The 17217-nt window shown below is 73.2% G+C and carries 15 protein-coding genes and 1 tRNA gene; 10 read left to right on the top strand and 6 right to left on the bottom strand.

Going from position 1 to position 17217, the window contains the following annotated elements; translation table 11 throughout:
* The first annotated feature begins 24 nt into the window (after positions 1–24).
* The 3 genes from CHR28_RS19170 (at position 25) to CHR28_RS19160 (ending at position 1547) form a co-directional block, all read left to right on the top strand.
* Positions 25–438 carry a hypothetical protein gene (locus CHR28_RS19170; RefSeq protein ID WP_094054930.1) on the top strand — a complete coding sequence of 138 codons (414 nt, stop codon included), beginning with the start codon at positions 25–27 and terminating at the stop codon, positions 436–438.
* A 117-nt stretch (positions 439–555) separates the two neighbouring features.
* Positions 556–768 carry a ferredoxin gene (locus CHR28_RS19165; protein WP_094054929.1) on the top strand — a complete coding sequence of 71 codons (213 nt, stop codon included), beginning with the start codon at positions 556–558 and terminating at the stop codon, positions 766–768.
* Positions 769–782: 14 nt separating this feature from the next.
* A complete protein-coding gene (locus CHR28_RS19160) occupies positions 783–1547 on the top strand; it encodes a PIG-L deacetylase family protein (RefSeq protein WP_094054872.1) in 765 nt (254 codons plus the stop codon).
* A 77-nt stretch (positions 1548–1624) separates the two neighbouring features.
* Here CHR28_RS19160 and CHR28_RS19155 read toward each other — a convergent pair whose 3' ends face one another.
* From CHR28_RS19155 to CHR28_RS19145, 3 genes are all read right to left on the bottom strand, one after another.
* Complete coding sequence (locus tag CHR28_RS19155) at positions 1625–2353, bottom strand: glycosyltransferase family 2 protein (protein WP_373453364.1); 729 nt, start codon at positions 2351–2353, stop codon at positions 1625–1627.
* Positions 2354–2491: 138 nt separating this feature from the next.
* Positions 2492–2578: transfer RNA gene (locus CHR28_RS19150), tRNA-Ser, on the bottom strand.
* Between the two features lie 63 nt (positions 2579–2641).
* Positions 2642–4087: a S1C family serine protease gene (locus CHR28_RS19145; RefSeq protein ID WP_094054870.1), complete on the bottom strand. Its 1446-nt coding sequence runs from the start codon at positions 4085–4087 to the stop codon at positions 2642–2644.
* 295 nt (positions 4088–4382) lie between these two features.
* Here CHR28_RS19145 and CHR28_RS19135 point away from each other — a divergent pair, with 295 nt between their 5' ends.
* The 3 genes from CHR28_RS19135 to CHR28_RS19125 all read left to right on the top strand — a co-directional run bounded on the left by CHR28_RS19135 (position 4383) and on the right by CHR28_RS19125 (position 7291).
* Complete coding sequence (locus CHR28_RS19135; RefSeq protein WP_094054869.1) at positions 4383–5210, top strand: glycerophosphodiester phosphodiesterase; 828 nt, start codon at positions 4383–4385, stop codon at positions 5208–5210.
* Between the two features lie 282 nt (positions 5211–5492).
* Positions 5493–6131 carry an ATP-binding protein gene (locus tag CHR28_RS19130; RefSeq protein ID WP_094054868.1) on the top strand — a complete coding sequence of 213 codons (639 nt, stop codon included), beginning with the start codon at positions 5493–5495 and terminating at the stop codon, positions 6129–6131.
* A 176-nt stretch (positions 6132–6307) separates the two neighbouring features.
* Positions 6308–7291, top strand: a complete 984-nt coding sequence (locus tag CHR28_RS19125) for a DUF5926 family protein (protein WP_094054867.1) — start codon at positions 6308–6310, stop codon at positions 7289–7291.
* A gap of 233 nt (positions 7292–7524) precedes the next feature.
* On the opposite strand, the gene CHR28_RS19120 is transcribed toward CHR28_RS19125, so the two are convergent.
* Both CHR28_RS19120 and CHR28_RS19115 read right to left on the bottom strand, forming a co-directional pair.
* Positions 7525–8124 (bottom strand): hypothetical protein, encoded by a 600-nt coding sequence (locus CHR28_RS19120; protein ID WP_094054866.1) that lies wholly within the window; start codon positions 8122–8124, stop codon positions 7525–7527.
* Between the two features lie 55 nt (positions 8125–8179).
* On the bottom strand, positions 8180–8845 hold the full coding sequence (locus tag CHR28_RS19115; RefSeq protein ID WP_094054865.1) for a bifunctional DNA primase/polymerase: 666 nt from the start codon (positions 8843–8845) through the stop codon (positions 8180–8182).
* 502 nt (positions 8846–9347) lie between these two features.
* Here CHR28_RS19115 and CHR28_RS19110 point away from each other — a divergent pair.
* The 3 genes from CHR28_RS19110 (at position 9348) to CHR28_RS19100 (ending at position 15516) form a co-directional block, all read left to right on the top strand.
* Positions 9348–10859 (top strand): PP2C family protein-serine/threonine phosphatase, encoded by a 1512-nt coding sequence (locus tag CHR28_RS19110; RefSeq protein ID WP_094054864.1) that lies wholly within the window; start codon positions 9348–9350, stop codon positions 10857–10859.
* Positions 10860–10941: 82 nt separating this feature from the next.
* On the top strand, positions 10942–12399 hold the full coding sequence (locus CHR28_RS19105) for an aminopeptidase P family protein (RefSeq protein ID WP_373453363.1): 1458 nt from the start codon (positions 10942–10944) through the stop codon (positions 12397–12399).
* Positions 12400–12522: 123 nt separating this feature from the next.
* A complete protein-coding gene (locus CHR28_RS19100) occupies positions 12523–15516 on the top strand; it encodes a glycine--tRNA ligase (protein ID WP_094054862.1) in 2994 nt (997 codons plus the stop codon).
* Positions 15517–15608: 92 nt separating this feature from the next.
* On the opposite strand, the gene CHR28_RS19095 is transcribed toward CHR28_RS19100, so the two are convergent.
* Positions 15609–16073, bottom strand: coding sequence for an ATP-binding protein (locus tag CHR28_RS19095; protein ID WP_094054861.1), 465 nt, complete (start codon positions 16071–16073; stop codon positions 15609–15611).
* Between the two features lie 267 nt (positions 16074–16340).
* Between CHR28_RS19095 and CHR28_RS19090 the strand changes: the two genes are divergently transcribed.
* Complete coding sequence (locus CHR28_RS19090; RefSeq protein ID WP_094054860.1) at positions 16341–17162, top strand: hypothetical protein; 822 nt, start codon at positions 16341–16343, stop codon at positions 17160–17162.
* Positions 17163–17217 lie beyond the last annotated feature (55 nt).

Genomic DNA, 17217 nt, shown 5'->3' with positions numbered 1-17217 from the left:
CAGGGTGCTCCCCGCTGGGTGGCGATGTTCCACCGGCCGGCCACGGATTCCTGGCAGGCGGCCGCCGAGTCCCCGCACCGCGCTCCCGTGCTGCACGCCGTCGGCGAGATGACCCAGACCCTGCGCGCGCGGGGCGAGGAGGCCACCGTCGCCGTCTGGGGGCCCAAGGACGGCGCCTGGCACCGCTACGACGCCCCGGCGCGGCAGGAGGCCGCACCCCGGACGAGCCCGGCGTCCGCCCCCGGCGAACCCACCGTCCTCGCCCAGCGGATGACCGGCCGCCGCCACCAGGTCCTCCTCGCCGCGCTGAACACGGCGGGCCTGTACGACCTCACGCCCGAGGACGACACGGCCGTACGGGCGCTCGTCGACGGTCTCGACGAGGCCGCGGTACGCCGGGTCGCGCACTGGCTCGCCACGGCCGCGGGCACGCGCTAGCCGGACCGGCCGGCGCCGCCTCGGTCCGGTTCGACCGAAGTCCCGCTGGGCAGTCACCTGGTGATGTCCACGGCTCGTGACGCGTCCGGAGGGGGACAAAGGGTCATGAAGGTCGTCATGCGGGTCTCGGTCGACCGCGAGCTCTGCTACGGATCCGCCGAGTGCGCCCACCGGGCCCCGGAGGTCTTCGACTTCGTCGACGGGTACGGCGTGGTCCGCCCGGGCCGGGAGCGCACGGAAGGAGCCGACCCGGACGTCCTGGAGGCGGCGGAGAAATGCCCGAGTCAGGCGATCGCTCTCACCGGAACACCCCCACAGGACCACCCGTAACCGGGAGAAACCGGATGCCCCCGTCCGCCCTCCTGGCGGTCTTCGCCCACCCCGACGACGAGTCCCTGGTAGCGGGCGGCGTGCTGGCCCGTCACGCGGCGGCGGACGCGCACACCACGGTCGTCACCACGACATGGGCCCCGGACACCCCGCGCGCCGCGGAACTGGCCGAAGCCCTGCGCGTGCTGGGCACCGGCCCGCCCCGGATGCTCGGGTACGCAGACTCCCGCGTCCCGCACTCGGCCCCGGGCCGCCCCCGCCTCCTGGACGCCCCACTCGACGACGTCGTGCGGCAACTGGTCGCGCACATCCGCGCGTTGCGCCCGCGGATCGTCCTCACCCATGACGCGTACGGCGGCCTGACCGGCCACGAGGACCACGTACACACCCACCGCGTGACCCTGCTCGCGGTCCACGCCGCCGGCCTGGAACGCCTCTACCCGGACGCCGGTGATCCCTGGCGGCCGGAAGCCCTGCACCTGGCCACACACCCGCACTCGGCCGTCCGCTCCTGGACCGGTCTCCTGGCCCCCGCCGGCAAGCGGATGTACACGGTCCCGGACGACGACGTCACCGCCGCGGTCGACGTGACCCCCTGGCTCGATCGCAAGGTCGCCGCGATCCTGGCGCACCGCACCGAGGTCGAACGGGGAGCCGCCCCGGGCCTGATCGCCGCACTGCCGGAGCGGGAACGGGCGCTGCTGCTGGGCACGGAGTGGTACACCCGCCTCGGCCTCAGGCCCACGCCCCCGGGCCGGGGCACGGGCCTCTGGTCGTAGCGCAGCGTGACCTCGGCCGGGGCACGGACTTCCGCTCACAGCGCCGCGTCCCCTCGCCCGGGGGCACGGACTCCCGTTCACAGCGCCGCGCCGAAGCTCCACTTCAGGCGGGACAGCGCTCGCGCCCGGGTCTCCACCACGGCCATCCGGGCCTCCCGCTCGCCCCGTTCCATGTGCGCGGCCTTCCCGGTGACCTGCCCCTCCCACTTGCGGTACAGCAGCCCCACCTCCCGCGAGAACCACCCCCGGCTCACCGCGTTCAGCGCAAGCAGCAGGCCCGTGTCCTCCGAGGCGGGCAGCGCCATCCAGCCGCCGAGCGCGAGCAGCAGTTCCCGCCGCACGAACAGCGAGGCCGGATGGACCTGGGCGAGGAACCCGTTGGCCTTCCAGTACTCCAGCACCTCCCCGCGTTCGATCACCCCCTCGTCGGGATCGCCCGGGAACCCGGCCGTCGACCCGTCGGGCAGCAGATCCAGCACCCGGGACGTCACCCAGGCCAGGCCGCGGTCCCCCTCCAGCACCGCCAGATCCCGCGCGAGCACCCCGGGCGCGAGCAGGTCGTCGGCGTCCAGCACCTTCACATACGCACCCTCGGCATGCGCCAGGGCCATGGTCCGGGCCACCCCGGGCCCGCCGCCCCGCCCCTGTCGGAAGGTCACCCGCCGGTCCTCGGGCACATACGGCCGTACGCCGTCGCCCTCCCCGTCCTCCTGGATCACCCAGTGCCACTCCCAGCCACCGGGTAACCGCTGCGCGCACAGCGACGCGTAGGCCTCCGGCAGGAAGCGGGCATGGGGTCCGTGCACAGCGGTGACGACGACGATGCACCGACTCACAGGGGGCTCACAGCCTTTCCGGATACGGGACGCTCCTGCCGGAACCGGACACGCAAGCGACCCCCGACCGGAGAACCGGGCCGGGGGCCGTACTCACTGCTGATCAAGCGGAGGCGGTGGGATTTGAACCCACGGTGACATCGCTGCCACGACGGTTTTCAAGACCGTTCCCTTCGGCCGCTCGGGCACGCCTCCCCGCGCCTGCCGTGATCGGCGGCGCGGGGACAAGGGTAACGGGTCGGTGCGGGCGGGTGGGGGTCAGTTGTCGCCGACGCGGGAGCCCAGGGTGACCTCGGTCGTGCGCTGCTTGCCGTCGCGCTCGTAGGTGATCGTGACCTTGTCGCCCGGCTTGTGGGTCCAGATCTCACCGATCAGCGTGGGGCCGGAGTCGATCACGTGCCCGTCGAGCTTGGTGATGACGTCGCCCGGCTTCAGGCCCGCCTTCGCGGCCGGGCCGCCCGGCTCGACCGGTGCCGAGCCGCCCGCGCCCTGGTCGGTGATCTGCGCGCCGTCGGAGCTGTCGTCCAGGGAGACCGACGCGCCGATCTTCGCGTACACCGGCTTGCCCGTCCGGATCAGCTCCTGGGCGACGTACTTCGCCTGGTTGATCGGGATGGCGAAGCCCAGGCCGATCGAGCCGGACTGGCCGGTGCCGAAGCCGCCGTTGCCGGTGGACTGGATCGCGGAGTTGATGCCGATGACGTTGCCCTGCGCGTCCAGCAGCGGCCCGCCCGAGTTGCCCGGGTTGATCGACGCGTCGGTCTGCAGGGCGCTCATGTACGACGCCTGGCTGCCGCTGCCGTCGCTGGAGGCCACCGGGCGGTTCTTCGCGCTGATGACGCCCGTCGTCACCGTGTCGGACAGGCCGAAGGGGGCGCCGATCGCGATGGTCGCGTCCCCGACGGCCACCTTGTCCGAGTCGCCGAGGGTGAGCGGCTTCAGGTCACCGGGAGCGTCCTTCAGCTTGATGACCGCCACGTCGTAACCCTGCGCGTGCCCGACCACGTCGGCGTCGTACTTCTTGCCGTCCGGGAACGTGGCCGTGACCTTGCCGCCGTCCACGGCGTCCGCCACCACGTGGTTGTTGGTGACGATGTGGCCCTGCTTGTCGAAGACGAAGCCCGTGCCGGTGCCGCCCTCGCCGCTGGTGCTCTCGGCCTCGATCGTGACCGTGCTCGGCAGGGCCTTGGCGGCCACGCCCGCGACCGTGCCCGGGTCGCGCTTGACGTCGCCGCCGCTGGTGGAGGCGGAGACGGTCGTCGAGCCGGTGCTGTCGTCGTTGTTCTTCGCCAGCGTGTAGCCGAGGCCGCCGCCCAGACCGCCCGCGACCAGCGCGGCGATCAGGACCCCGGCGACCAGCCCGCCGCGCCCGCGGCCGGACTTCGGCGCCGGCTGCTGGTACGACGCGCCCCAGCCGCCCGGGCCCGAGCCGCCGCCGTCGTGCGCACCGGCCGGCGGCGGGGGCGGGGGCCAGGAGGGGTCCGGGGCGGAGGAGGAGACGCCGGGGTGACCGGCCTCACCGGGCGCGACGCCGGGGTGACCGGACTGACCGGTCTGACCGGGCGCGACGCCGGGGTGACCGGTCTGACCGGGCGCGCCCTGTCCGTACGACCCCTGGGGCGCCGGAGCAGCGGGAGCGTCCACCGGCACGGGGGGTGCGGACGGGGCGGGGGGTACCGCGTTGCCCTCGTTCTCGGTGCTCACAGCTTCTCTCCTCGGTCCACGGCAGTTCGTCCTGGGTCGCACTGGGTCGCACGCGTCCACGCCGGCCGACGGGTTCGGCGCGATACGGCTGTGCTTGTCCCTTGTATTTGTATGCCGTCAGCTTTTCCCACAGGCCGTCAGAGCACCATAAGCGGTGGCTGTGGGTCCGGGGCCATTCTTTATATAGGTCATTACTGACGAAAGGGATGCAATCCCAGTGCCTCCGTACGGCCCCGCCCATCCGTCGGGTCCGTCCGACCGGACGCGTACCCACGCGCGGTGGCACCATGACGCGGTGACCCACGCACGACAGCATCCGATTCAGGTCGTGGCCCACCGCGGCGCCTCCGAGGACGCCCCGGAACACACCCTGGCCGCTTACACCAAGGCGATCGAGGACGGCGCGGACGCGCTCGAATGCGATGTGCGCCTGACCGCCGACGGCCACCTGGTGTGCGTGCACGACCGACGCGTCAACCGTACGTCCAACGGCCGGGGCGCGGTCTCGGCCCTGGAGCTGGCCGATCTCGCCGCCCTGGACTTCGGCTCCTGGAAGACGCGCGACGCCTGGAAGGGGCGCGACGAGGAACCCGACTGGGAGCACCGCCCGGAGGACCGCGAGGCGACCTCCGTCCTCACCCTGGAGCGGCTGCTGGAACTCGTCGCCGACGCCGGGCGCCCGGTGGACCTGGCCGTCGAGACCAAACACCCCACCCGCTGGGCCGGACAGGTCGAGGAGCGGCTGCTGACCCTGCTCAAGCGGTTCGGCCTGGACGCTCCGGCCTCGCCGGAGGAGTCGCGGATCCGGGTCATGAGCTTCTCGGCCCGCTCCCTGCACCGTGTGCGTGCCGCCTCGCCGACCCTGCCGACGGTCCACCTGACACAGTTCGTCACACCCCGGCTGCGCGACGGCCGGCTGCCCCCGGGCGTGCGGATCGCGGGCCCCTCGGTCCGGATCGTGCGCAACCACCCCGCCCACATCGAGCGGCTGAAGCGGGCCGGTCACCAGGTGCACGTGTGGACCGTGAACGAGCCCGAGGACGTGGACCTGTGCGTGGGCCTGGGCGTCGACGCCATCATCACCAACCGCCCGCGCGCGGTGCTCGATCAGCTGGGCCGCTGACACCGGGCACCGGCTCCACCTGCTCCACCCCCTCCACCCGCTCCACCCGCTCCACCCGCTCCACCCGCTCCACCCGCTCCACCCGCTCCACCCGCTCCACGGCTCCACGGCTCCACGACTCCACGGCTCCGCCGGCCTCACATGTCCCACCAGACCCCCGCACACCTCTTGACCTCACCCCTCGACCGACGGGATGCTCCCCTCTCGGCCACACCGACGATTTCCAGCCACGCGGTCACCAGGAGTGCTCCGGCACGTTCGCTCCGTGTTCGACCGTGGTGAGTGCGTCACCGGACGTGGATTGGCCGGTTTCCGGTACAGGCCAATGGGGCATCCACACCGTGGCGTGGGGCGAAGGAGGTCTCGGGGGTGGCGTTGGTGGTGGCACAGGAGGTGCCCACGTCGTCGAGCATGGCCGTACCCCATGGCCCTGCGGGCGTGGGGAAAGCGAGACACCGTATGCGGGCGCAGTTGCGCAGCGGCGGTGTGGCGGAATCGGTCATCGACGACGCCGTGCTGATCCTTTCCGAACTTCTGAGCAACGCGTGCAAGCACGGCAGGCCCCTGGGCGACGCGCTCGCGGGTGACGGCGACGTCCGGGCCGCCTGGCGCGTGGACCCGGCCGGCCGGCTCATCGTCGAGGTCACGGACGGCGGCGGCCCGACCCGCCCCGCCCCCGCGACCCCGTCCGTCACGGCACACGGCGGCCGCGGGCTGAACATCATCACCGCGCTCGCCGACGACTGGGGCGTCCGGGACGACGTCCGCGGCGAGGTCACGGTCTGGGTCGTCGTCCACGACGACGTGCACGACCCGGACGCCGGTCACCGCCGTGACGACTTCGCGACCCGCGTCACGGCCCCGTCCGTGTCCCGGATACCGGGCCTGGACTTCGCGGACGCCTTCGAGGACATGGACTGAGCCCGGCACACGCCGACCAGGGCCGACCCCGGCCCGCCCCGACCTGGACGTGCCGCGACCGACCGAGTCCGGTACGCCCCGCGGGACCCGGCGTTGTCCACAGGACCCCGTCCCGCGGGGCACGAACGGCTAGGCTCGCGACCGTACGAGACGAGCCGTAACCGGGAGATCCATCGATGGCCAAGAAGCGACCCCAGACGAAGGCCAAGCGCCCGCAGACCACGGGCGGCGCCGTCGGCGCCGAGGGAGACGTTCCGGTCGTCGGCGCCCGCGAACCCTGCCCCTGCGGCAGCGGCCGCCGCTACAAGGCGTGCCACGGCCGCGCCGCCGCCCACGCCGTGACCGAGCTGGTGCGCCGCCCCTTCGAGGGCCTGCCCGGCGAGTGCGACTGGGTGGCCCTGCGCGAGCTGGTCCCGGCGGCCACGGTCGCGCTGCCCCTGAAGGACGGCCTCCCCGAAGGCGTCCCCGCGGTCACGCTGGCCACGGTCCTGCCGATGGCCTGGCCCGCCCTGCGCCGCGACGACGGCTCGGTCCTGCTCGGCCTGCAGAACGACACGTCCTCGGGCGACATCAGCCGCGACCTCGCCGACACGCTGCTGCGCGCCCTGGAAGCGGAGCCGGGCACGCCGGTGCAGGGCCGCCGCGCCCCCGCCGACGGTCCGCGCCTGCAGGACCTGCTCGATCCCGAGGGCGGCTTCGAGCCAGAAGTGCACAGCGGCTTCGAGTTCTGGGTCCCGGACCCGGAGAACGCCACGCCGGAGGTGGCCGCCTCCCTGGAGCGGGCCAACGCCGCCGCCATCCCGACCGTCAAGCTCCAGGGCGTGGACGCCGCGTACTGGTGCGAGACGCCCGAGAAGAACCACCTGCGCTGGGTCATGCCGCACCCGGAGGAGCAGCTTCTGGACGCTCTCGCGCGGCTGCACGCCGCGGGCCGTTCCAGCCTCGGCGAGGGCACCCGCCTGGTCGGCTCCTTCCGCGCTCACGGGCTCACGGTGCCGGTGTGGGACCTGCCGAGCGGCGTCTCGGCCGAGGACGTGGAGAAGCCGGCGGCGGAGTTCGCCGAGCGCCTCGCGACGGCCCTGGCCACGGACGCGCCGCTGACGGCGGACGAGCGCCGGGCCCGGGGCGGACTCACCAACCGGCAGGTCACGCTGAGCTGAGACCCGGCACGCGCAACGGCCGGCCGGGGCACCGGCCGGCCGGTCTCCCGCGCCCCCGACGGATCACAACTCCCGTCGCGGACAAGCCAGTCGGTGACTGGAAAGGGCGAGATCGAATTTGCGAACCGCCGATCTCTTGTTACCGTTCCTGTAGCCCGGTTGCTGGTGCATCCCCCGTCGCCAGCAACCGGGTCTTTTCATGGGCCCGTACGCTGACGCAACGCGATGGCGCGTCAACTGCCCGTTTCCGTGGGCGAGTTGCTTCCCGAGCGCAGCAGCAGCGGCCCCTGTCCGGCCCGCCGGGCGAACTCCGTGACCGCCGTGTACGCCGCCGGCTCGCCCCGTGCGGGCTCCCGCGGCGTCTCGCAGGTGCCCGGCTCGTCCTCGGCGCCCACGGCACAGGTGATCCGCACAGTGCGCGCCTCGGGCCCCATCAGGGTGAGCGCGGCGTCCAGCGCCTCGCCGGTGGCGTTGCGGTAGTAGGTCCGCGCCCAGGTCCGCGCACCCTGCCTCATCACACAGGTCTGCGCCTCGACGCCGTCGGGGGAGGAGAGTTCGGGACCGCAGCGCACGGCGGCCGGCAAGCCCAAGCCTGGCGGGCGCGGGACGGCGGCGGACGCCCCGGGAGCCTTGCCGTCGGGCGGGGAGGAACGCCGCGCGAGGTGGTCCGCGCCGGAAGCGGACGTACCGCTCGGGGTCCCCTCGGACCGCACGGCCCCGGCTGCCGCCACCGCCAGCGGCAGGGCGACCGCGCAGGCCACTCCGACGCCCGCGAGAGCGAGCAGTCGGGTCTTACGGGGGTCCCGGCGGCGGCCCCGGGAATGACGCGGCATGGCCCCGGAACTTAACGCGCCGGGGCGTGTGCGGCGCCCGGCGCGCCCGACGTCCCTAGAACTCGGGCGCGCTCACACCCGTACGAGTGAGGGCCTCGACCACGGCGTCCACCACGGCCTCGACGTCGGGCACCCAGGGGGAGGCGGAGCCGGGCAGCGGCGCCCGCTCCCAGCGGATCTCGCCCTGGCCCGTCTCGGAGGGCGGCAGGGCCAGATAGCCGCCCTCGCCGTGGAAGCGCAGGGAGCCGGGCACGAAGTCCTTGGCGTAGAGCAGTTCGCCGAGCTGCTCCATGGAGTACGGCTTCACCAGGATCGCCCAGCGGGTGGGCGAGGCGACGACCGGGCCGAGCCGCATGCCCGTGCGGTCGAGCGCTTCGAGGGCCCGGGCCGCCGGCAGCGCCGGCAGGGAGACCGCGCAGGGGGCCTTGCCACCGGTGGCCAGGACGATCGGCGCCGTCGGCCGGTTGCTCCACCACCAGCGCACCATGCGCCCGTCGGTGGTGGCCGCGAGGAGGCCAGGGTCGAAGGGGTGCGCGCCGGGCACCGTGCAGTCGGGGTCGGGGCAGCTGCAGCGGGAGTGCCCCTGCGGGTCCGCCGCCACGCCCGGCAGTACGGGCCACTGCCATTCCGTCGCGTAGGTCAGGGCCGCGCCGATCGGCTCAGGCCTCCCGTCACTGCGCTGGAACAGGAGCCTGCGTCGCCTTCCAGGGATCTCGCGCATGAGCGCTCGTCCTTTCCGTTGCACGCCTGGCAACACCGTGGTCCACATCACAACATGTGTCGATCACTTCACTGTGCGTACCTGTTGGCGCATCACACCCCTGCTTGAAGCAAGGGGAACCCCTATGGGTCGAGCAAGGGCTGCCTCCGCGGCCGTCCCGCCCATACTGCGTCGGTCAAAAGCACGGGCGTGGCGTAGGGGTGGCGAAGTATGGCGTTTGCCGTCGCGCGTATTTCTCTCCGCCTCCGCCACGGGAGGATGGGGCACGGTCGTCGGTGGATAGGACGCCCGGTTCCGTCACCAGGTTCCGGGTGGTTCCCAACCACCCCTGGCCTTCTCCGAGTACGTACCCATCACGACCGTTGTGACGCTCCGTCGAGCAAGCCCAGTCGACCGCAATAAGCCGTCCCCTGCGGCAGTTTTAAGCCAACTTTGCATTTCCGCAAGAGGAAGGGAAGTTGTTCTCTCGGACCTCACGGACACCAGGAATCCCGGCAGGACAATGCTGGACATCTCCTCACGAGTGCGTGTACATGTGGAGACACTGCTGGCGGCGCAGAATGACATGGGGGTTTGCGATGCTTTTGAGCAGTACGCGCCGGTCGGAAGGCCGGACGCCATGAACGCCCCGCACCCTGCGAAAGTGGCTGGAATCGATTCAACGGTTCCGGCCCCCGCACACACTGTCGCGCCTGTCGCGGGTACCTCCCCGGCCGCCCCGGCAAACCCACCCGCCCCACCCGGCGCGGTACTCCAGGACCGTCTCGCCGGCTGGGTGTCCGACCTCACCACGCTGCACGAACTGACCGAACGCCTGGCCCGCACGACCGTGCTCGACGAGGCGCTGCAGGAGACGCTGCGGGCCGGCGCCGCCCTCGTCGGGGCCCGCCGCGGCCTCGTCGTCCTGGAACCGGCCGACGGACTCGGCCCGGACACCACCGTCGGCCTGGGCCTGGCCCGTGCCGACCTCGGCCACATCGAGACCGTCCCGCGCAGCGCCCTGTCCCACGGCCGGATCCTCGACGGCCTGCCCGGCGGCGAGGACGCGATCGCCGAGCCCGACCTCTTCGCCGAGGAGAAACTCGACCCCCGCCACCGCGAGGTCGCGGCCCGCCTGGGCTACGCCGCCAGCTACGCCCTCCCCCTGACCCCCGAGGCCACCGGCCGCCTCGGCGCCGCCGTCTGGCTCTACGACGAACCCGCCGAGCCCGGCGAGCGGCAGCGCCACCTCGCCGGCCTCTACGCGCGGTACGCCGCCGAGCACCTGGCCCGCCTCCTGGAACTGGAGCGCACGCGCGCGTCCATGGCGACCATGTCCGACGAGCTGCTGCCCTCCCGGCTGCCCCGGGTGGCCGGTGTCCAGCTCGCCGCCCGGCACCGCACCGGCCCGCGCGGCGGCGGCGACTGGTACGACGCGCTGCCGCTGCCCGACGCCGCCCTCGGTCTCGCCGTCGGCTCCGTCACCGGGGCGGGCCCCAGCGCCGTCGCGGCGATGGGGCGGCTGCGGGCGTCCCTGCGCGCTTATGCCGTGATGGAGGGCGAGGACCCGGTCGCGGTCCTGTCCGACCTGGAGCTGCTGCTGCGGCTGACCGAACCGGCCCGCTCGGCCACCGCCCTGTTCGGCTACTGCGAACCGGCCGCCCGCAAGATCACGCTGGCCGGCGCGGGCCACAGCCCGCCCCTGCTGATCGGGCAGCGCCGCACGGAGTACGTGGAGACCTCCGTCTCCGCCCCCCTCGGCATGCTCGCCTGCTGGGAGGCGCCCAGCGTGGAGGTCCTCGCCGAACCGGGAGAGACGGTTCTGCTCTACACCGACGGGCTGCTGCACCGCACCGGCGAGGCCACGGACCGGGCCTTCGCCCGGCTGCACGCGGCCGCCGCCGGGGTGCCCCGGGCCCTGCGCAGCGACCCGGGCGCGATCGCCGACCACGTCCTGCGCAGCGTGCTGCCGGACGGGCTGGACGCCGCGGACGGGGCCGAGGACGTGGTGCTGCTGGCGGCCCGCTTCGAGTAACGCTCCTCGTCACCGGCCCGGGCCCTCTTCCGCCCGGCCGTACAGTGGACGGTGGTCCAGTGGCGTATCGAGGAGGATGACCGTGGCCGAGGAGCTCACACCGGCGATCCCGGACGAGAGCGAAGAGCCGATCAAGCAGCGGAAGAACGGACTGTACCCCGGCGTGTCCGACGAGCTGGCCGAGAACATGAAGAGCGGCTGGGCCGACACCGAGCTGCGCGACCTCGACCCCATCCCCCAGGCCGCCGAGACCGCCGCCCGCCGGGCCGCGCTGTCCGCGCGCTTCCCGGGCGAGCGTCTGGTGATCCCTGCGGGCAACCTCAAGACCCGCTCGAACGACACCGAGTACGCCTTCCGCGCCTCCGTCGAGTACGCCTGGCTCACCGGCAACCAGACCGAGGACGGCGTCCTGGTCCTGGAGCCCAGGGGCGAGGGCCACGAGGCGACGATCTACCTCCTGCCGCGCTCCGACCGCGAGAACGGCGAGTTCTGGCTGGACGGCCAGGGCGAGCTGTGGGTCGGCCGCCGCCACTCCCTCACCGAGGCCGGGAAGCTGTACGGCATCCCCGCCTCCGACGTGCGCGAGCTGCCCGGGAAGCTGCGCGAGGCCACCGGCCCCGTGCGCGTGGTGCGCGGCTACGACGCCGGCGTCGAGGCCGCGCTGACCGACAAGGTCACCGCCGAGCGCGACGAGGAGCTGCGGGTCTTCCTCTCCGAGGCGCGCCTGGTCAAGGACTCCTTCGAGGTCGGCGAGCTGCAGAAGGCGGTCGACTCGACCGTGCGCGGCTTCGAGGACGTGGTGAAGGTCCTCGACAAGGCCGAGGCGACCTCCGAGCGCTACATCGAGGGCACGTTCTTCCTGCGCGCCCGCGTCGAGGGCAACGACGTCGGCTACGGCACGATCGCCGCGGCCGGCCCGCACGCCTGCACGCTGCACTGGGTGCGCAACGACGGCCCCGTCCGCTCGGGCGACCTGCTGCTGCTCGACGCGGGCGTGGAGACGCACACGTACTACACGGCCGACGTCACGCGCACGCTGCCGGTCAGCGGACGGTTCAGCGAGATCCAGCGCAAGATCTACGACGCCGTGTACGAGGCCCAGGAGGCCGGGATCGCCGCGGTGAAGCCCGGCGCGAAGTACCGGGACTTCCACGACGCGGCGCAGCGGGTGCTGGCCGAGCGGCTCGTGGAGTGGGGGCTCGTCGAGGGCCCGGTCGAGCGGGTGCTGGAGCTCGGGCTGCAGCGGCGCTGGACGCTGCACGGCACGGGCCACATGCTGGGCATGGACGTGCACGACTGCGCCGCCGCGCGGACCGAGACCTACGTGGACGGCGTGCTGGAGCCGGGCATGTGCCTGACGGTGGAGCCCGGGCTGTACTTCCAGGCCGACGATCTGACGGTGCCGGAGGAGTACCGGGGCATCGGCGTGCGGATCGAGGACGACATCCTTGTGACGGAGGACGGCAACCGCAACCTCAGCGCCGCGCTGCCCCGGCGCGCCGACGAGGTCGAGGCGTGGATGGCCGGGCTCAAGGCCTGACTCCCCGCGTCCGCACGGGCGCCCGGGAACCGGGCGCCCGTAAATAACAGCAGGTCAGCGCAAGTTGACGTGTGAGATCATGGCCGACCTTGCCGGGCCGATTCGGGGACGGGCGCGATCACCATGAAGAACGTTCAGACGGCACTGACCATGCAGGACGCCATCCTCACCCTGCAGAAGTACTGGAGCGACAACGGCTGCATGATCACGCAGCCGCTGAACACCGAGGTCGGAGCCGGTACGGCCAACCCGGCCACGGCCCTGCGGGTGCTCGGCCCGGAGCCGTGGAGCGTCGCCTACGTGGAGCCGAGCGTACGGCCGGACGACTCGCGCTACGGCGAGAACCCCAACCGCCTCCAGACCCACACCCAGTTCCAGGTGATCCTCAAGCCCGACCCGGGCAACCCGCAGGAGCTGTACCTCGGCAGCCTGCGCGCCCTGGGCGTCGACCTGAACGCGCACGACGTGCGGTTCGTCGAGGACAACTGGGCCTCCCCCGCGCTCGGCGCCTGGGGGCTGGGCTGGGAGGTCTGGCTGGACGGCATGGAGATCACCCAGTTCACCTACTTCCAGCAGGTCGGCGGTGTCGCGCTGGACCCGGTGTCGGTGGAGATCACCTACGGACTCGAACGCATCCTGATGAACCTCCAGGGCGTGTCCCACTTCAAGGACATCGCCTACGCGCCGGGCATCACCTACGGCGAGGTGTTCGGGCAGAACGAGTACGAGATGAGCCGGTACTACCTCGACGACGCCGACCTGGACACCAACCACCGGCTGTTCGACGCCTACGCGGCCGAGGCCCGGCGGCTGCTGGACCTGGAGCTGCCCGTACCGGCGTACACGTACGTGCTCAAGTGCAGCCACACCTTCAACGTGCTCGACGCGCGCGGCGCGATCAGCACCACCGAGCGGGCCAAGGCGTTCGCGCTGATGCGCGGCCTCACCCACGAGTCGGCCAAGCTGTGGGAGAAGCGGCGGGCGGCGCTGGAGCATCCCCTCGGGATCGCGCCCGCGCCCGCCCCGGCCGTACGGGCCCCGCTGCCCAAGGTGCCCGGCACCGAGACGCTGCTGTTCGAGATCGGTGTGGAGGAACTGCCCTACGCCGACGTCGTCGCCACCACCGAGGCGGTGCGCGAGTCGGTCACCGCGAAGCTCGCCGAGACGCGGCTGGGGCACGGGGCGATCACCGTGATGGCCACCCCGCGCCGAATCGTGATCACGGTCGACGGCGTGCAGCCGCGCGAGCGGGACACCGTGCGGACCGTGCGCGGCCCCAAGGTCGCCGCCGCCTTCAAGGACGGCGCCCCCACGCCCGCGCTGCAGGGCTTCGCCCGCAGTCAGGGCGCCGAACCGTCCGACGTACGGATCGTCGAGTTCAACGGGGCCGAGTACGTGTCGCTCACCCGGCACGAGCCGGGGCGCCCGGCCGTCGAGGTGCTCAGCGACCTGCTCGCCGAGGTGGTGTCCGGGCTGCGCGCCGGGCGGAACATGCGGTGGAGCGACCCGGGCCTGTCGTTCTCGCGTCCGGTGCGCTGGCTGCTGGCGCTGCTGGGCCGTACCCCCCTGCCCGTGGTGGTCTCCTCGCTCTCCTCGGGCGACACGACCCGGGTGCAGCGGCAGGCTCCCTACCCGGAGGTCCGGGTGACCTCCGCCGAGGGCTACCCGCACTTCCTGCACATGCACGGCATCCTGCTCGACCGGGAGGCCCGGCGCGGTGCGGTGGTGCGCGGGGCCCTGGAGGCGGCGGCCGAGGTGGGCGGACGGATCGACGTGGAGGGCCAGGCCGGGCTGATCGACGAGATCACCGACATCCTGGAGTTCCCCTACGCCGTGCGCGGGTCGTTCGATGAGCGCTACCTGGAACTGCCCGCGAGCGTTCTGACCACCGTGATGCGCAAGCACCAGCGCTATCTGCCCGTGATGGACGGCGACCGCCTCATGCCGTACTTCGTCACCTTCGCCAACGCCCTGTGCGACGACGACGTGGTGCGCGCCGGCAACGAGGCGGTGCTGCGGGCCCGCTACGAGGACGCCGCGTTCTTCTGGCGGGCGGATCTGAAGGTGGCGCCCGAGGAGTTCCGCCGCCGGCTGGACAAGCTGACCTTCGAGGACCGGCTCGGCACGGTCGCCGACCGCGCCGGGCGGCTCGGGTCCCTCGCCCTGGACCTGGCCGGACGCGCCGGGCTGCCGGAGGAGGCCGTGGAGGTCGTACGGCGGGCCGGTGCGCTGGCCAAGTTCGATCTGGCCTCGCAGATGGTGATCGAGTTCTCCGGTCTCGCCGGGGTGATGGCCGAGGAGTACGCCCGCCGGGCCGGTGAGTCTCCCGAGGTCGCCCGGGCGCTGGCGGAGATGGAGCTGCCGCGGTCCGCCGGGGGCGCGCTGCCCGCCGGGGACGCGGGGGCCGTGCTCTCGCTCGCCGACCGGTTCGACCTGGTGACGGGCATGTTCGTGATCGGCGCGGCACCGACCGGGAGCTCCGATCCGTACGGGGTGCGGCGGGCCGCGATCGGCCTGCTCAACGTGTTGCGCAACGTGCCGGCCGTGGCCGGGATCCGGGTGGGCGACGGACTGCGTGCCGCGGCCGTGCGGTACGCCGCCCAGGGAGTCGCGGTGCCCGCCGACCGGGTCGCCGAGGCCGCCGAGCTGATCACCCGGCGCTACGAGCAGCAGCTCACGGACGCCGGGCACGAGCACCGGCTGGTGCAGGCCGTGCTGGTGTGGGCGGACCGTCCCGCCCACGGGGACCGGACGCTCGCCACGCTGGAGCGGCATGTCGGCAGCGAGGCGTTCGAGGCGCTCGCCGCGGCGTTCCAGCGGGTGGTGCGGATCCTCCCCGAGGACGGTGTCGGCGCGGCGGATCCGTCCCTGCTGACCGCGCCCGCCGAACTGCGTCTCGCCGAGAGCGTGCAGACCGTGCGTCAGGCCCTGGAGGGCCGTGAGGACGACCTCGGCGCGCTGATCGAGGTCTCCGCCCCGCTGGTCGAGGCCATCGGCACGTTCTTCGACGAGGTTCTGGTGATGGACCCGGACCCGGCCCTTCGGGCGGCGCGCCTGGCGTTGCTCACGGAGGTGGCCGGGCTGGCCCGGACGACGCTGGACTGGGGGGCGCTGTAGGGCGTCGTCCGGGTTCGCTTCCGGGTTCGCTTGTGTGCGGGCGGTGTTTCACGTGAAACACCGCCCCGTCCCGCAGGTGCGACCGCCGCAGGTCAGACCGCCATCAGCGGTGCGTCCTCGCGCCACTTGAGGACCTTGTCGAAGCTCACCACGGCTCCGCCACGGCCCGGCTTGTTGCCGATGTGCACATGGTCGGCGAGCTCCTCGATGAGACACAGCCCCCTGCCGTTCTCGGCGTCGGTGTGGGCCTGCCGGACCGGAGGGCGGGACCGGCCGGCGGCGGCAGCGGGAAATCCGGGGCCCGCGTCGGCGACCTCGATCCGGCACTTCTCGCCGTCCAGGTAGGCGGTGACCCGATAGGCCTCCGAACCGGGGCCGCGCCCGGTGTCCCCGCCGTGCTCCACGGCGTTCGCGCAGGCCTCGCTGAGGGCGACGGAGAGGTCGTAGGAGATGTCGGGGTCCACGCCCGCGGTCTCCATCGTGCCGATCAGCAGGCGGCGGGCGAGGGGCACGCTCGCGGCTTCGCGCCGCAGATGGAGTGACCACCAGATGCTCATGCTCCAGCCTCCTGGCCGCGGCTCGACATACCGTTACGTATTGCCCTCCGTGCCCGTCTGTAAGCGCGAAGTCGACGTGATGCCGCCCATACGGCGGATGCGCGCTGGTCCTGATCGGTGTATGTGGGGGCGTGCGTCGGTGCGGCGGGGGAGCACGGATCGGCGCAACCGGGGGCGCGCCACGCCAGAACGTGATGTTCCGGTCGTACGGCATCTTGTGGACCTGCCGCACGGGACCCACGGGGCCAGTGCGATGATGAGCCCGCCATGCTTGCCCCCCACACGTCCACGACACGCTCCGGAGCCAGGCTCCGGATCCTGCGGGCCGCGGTGTTCGCCGCGGTCTGCGTCGTGCTGGCCGGGGCAGGTCACGCACTGGCCTCCTGCGAGGGCATCCCGCTGTGGACACTGGGCGCCGGGTTCCTCGGCGTGACCGCGGTGGCCGTCCCGCTCGCCGGGCGCTCCCGCACCCTGCCGGGCATCGCCGCCCTGCTCGCGGTCGGCCAGACGGTGCTGCACACGCTGTTCGGCCTGGGCCAGCACGGCACGGCCGCCGTCGCCGCGCCCCGGCCGGCGGCTGTGAGCGACGCCGCACTGGTCGAGCAGGCCGCACGGTTCGTGTGCGGCACGACGGCGGCGGCGATCAGTCCGGCGCAGGCCCACAGGATCCTCACCGACGCCCGGGTGCAGCCGTCCACGGGGTCGCACGCGCACCTCGCCGCGGACGCCGCGTCCGGGGCGTCGGTCTCGCTGTGGCCGTCCCTGCCGATGCTGCTCGGTCACGTCCTCGCCGCGCTCGCCGCGGGCTGGCTGCTGCGCCGCGGCGACCTGGCGGTGCTGCGCCTGGCCGAACTGTCGGCGCAGGGCGTCGCCGAAGGGGCGCCCGTCCGTTCGCTGCGGGCCGCGCTCGCACTGGTCCGCGCCCTGCGCGCCGGGCTCCCCGGCGCGCCCGAGGCGAGCCCGCGCCCGGCGCACGCCGCGCGGCCCGTGCCCCCGATGCCCCGCACCGCCGCGCTCCAGCACACGGTGATCCGGCGGGGCCCGCCCGCCGCGACGGCTTCCGCAGCCGCACTCGCCCTCGCCGCCTGACGCGACGCGACCACCACCGCTGTGCCGTCCCGGAACCCTGGTTCTCCGAACCCAC

This window comes from Streptomyces sp. XY006 (assembly GCF_002237655.1).
GTDB lineage: Bacteria > Actinomycetota > Actinomycetes > Streptomycetales > Streptomycetaceae > Streptomyces > Streptomyces levis.
The sequence above is the reverse complement of the archived record's forward strand: the minus strand, read 5'-3'. Positions and strand labels throughout refer to the sequence as shown.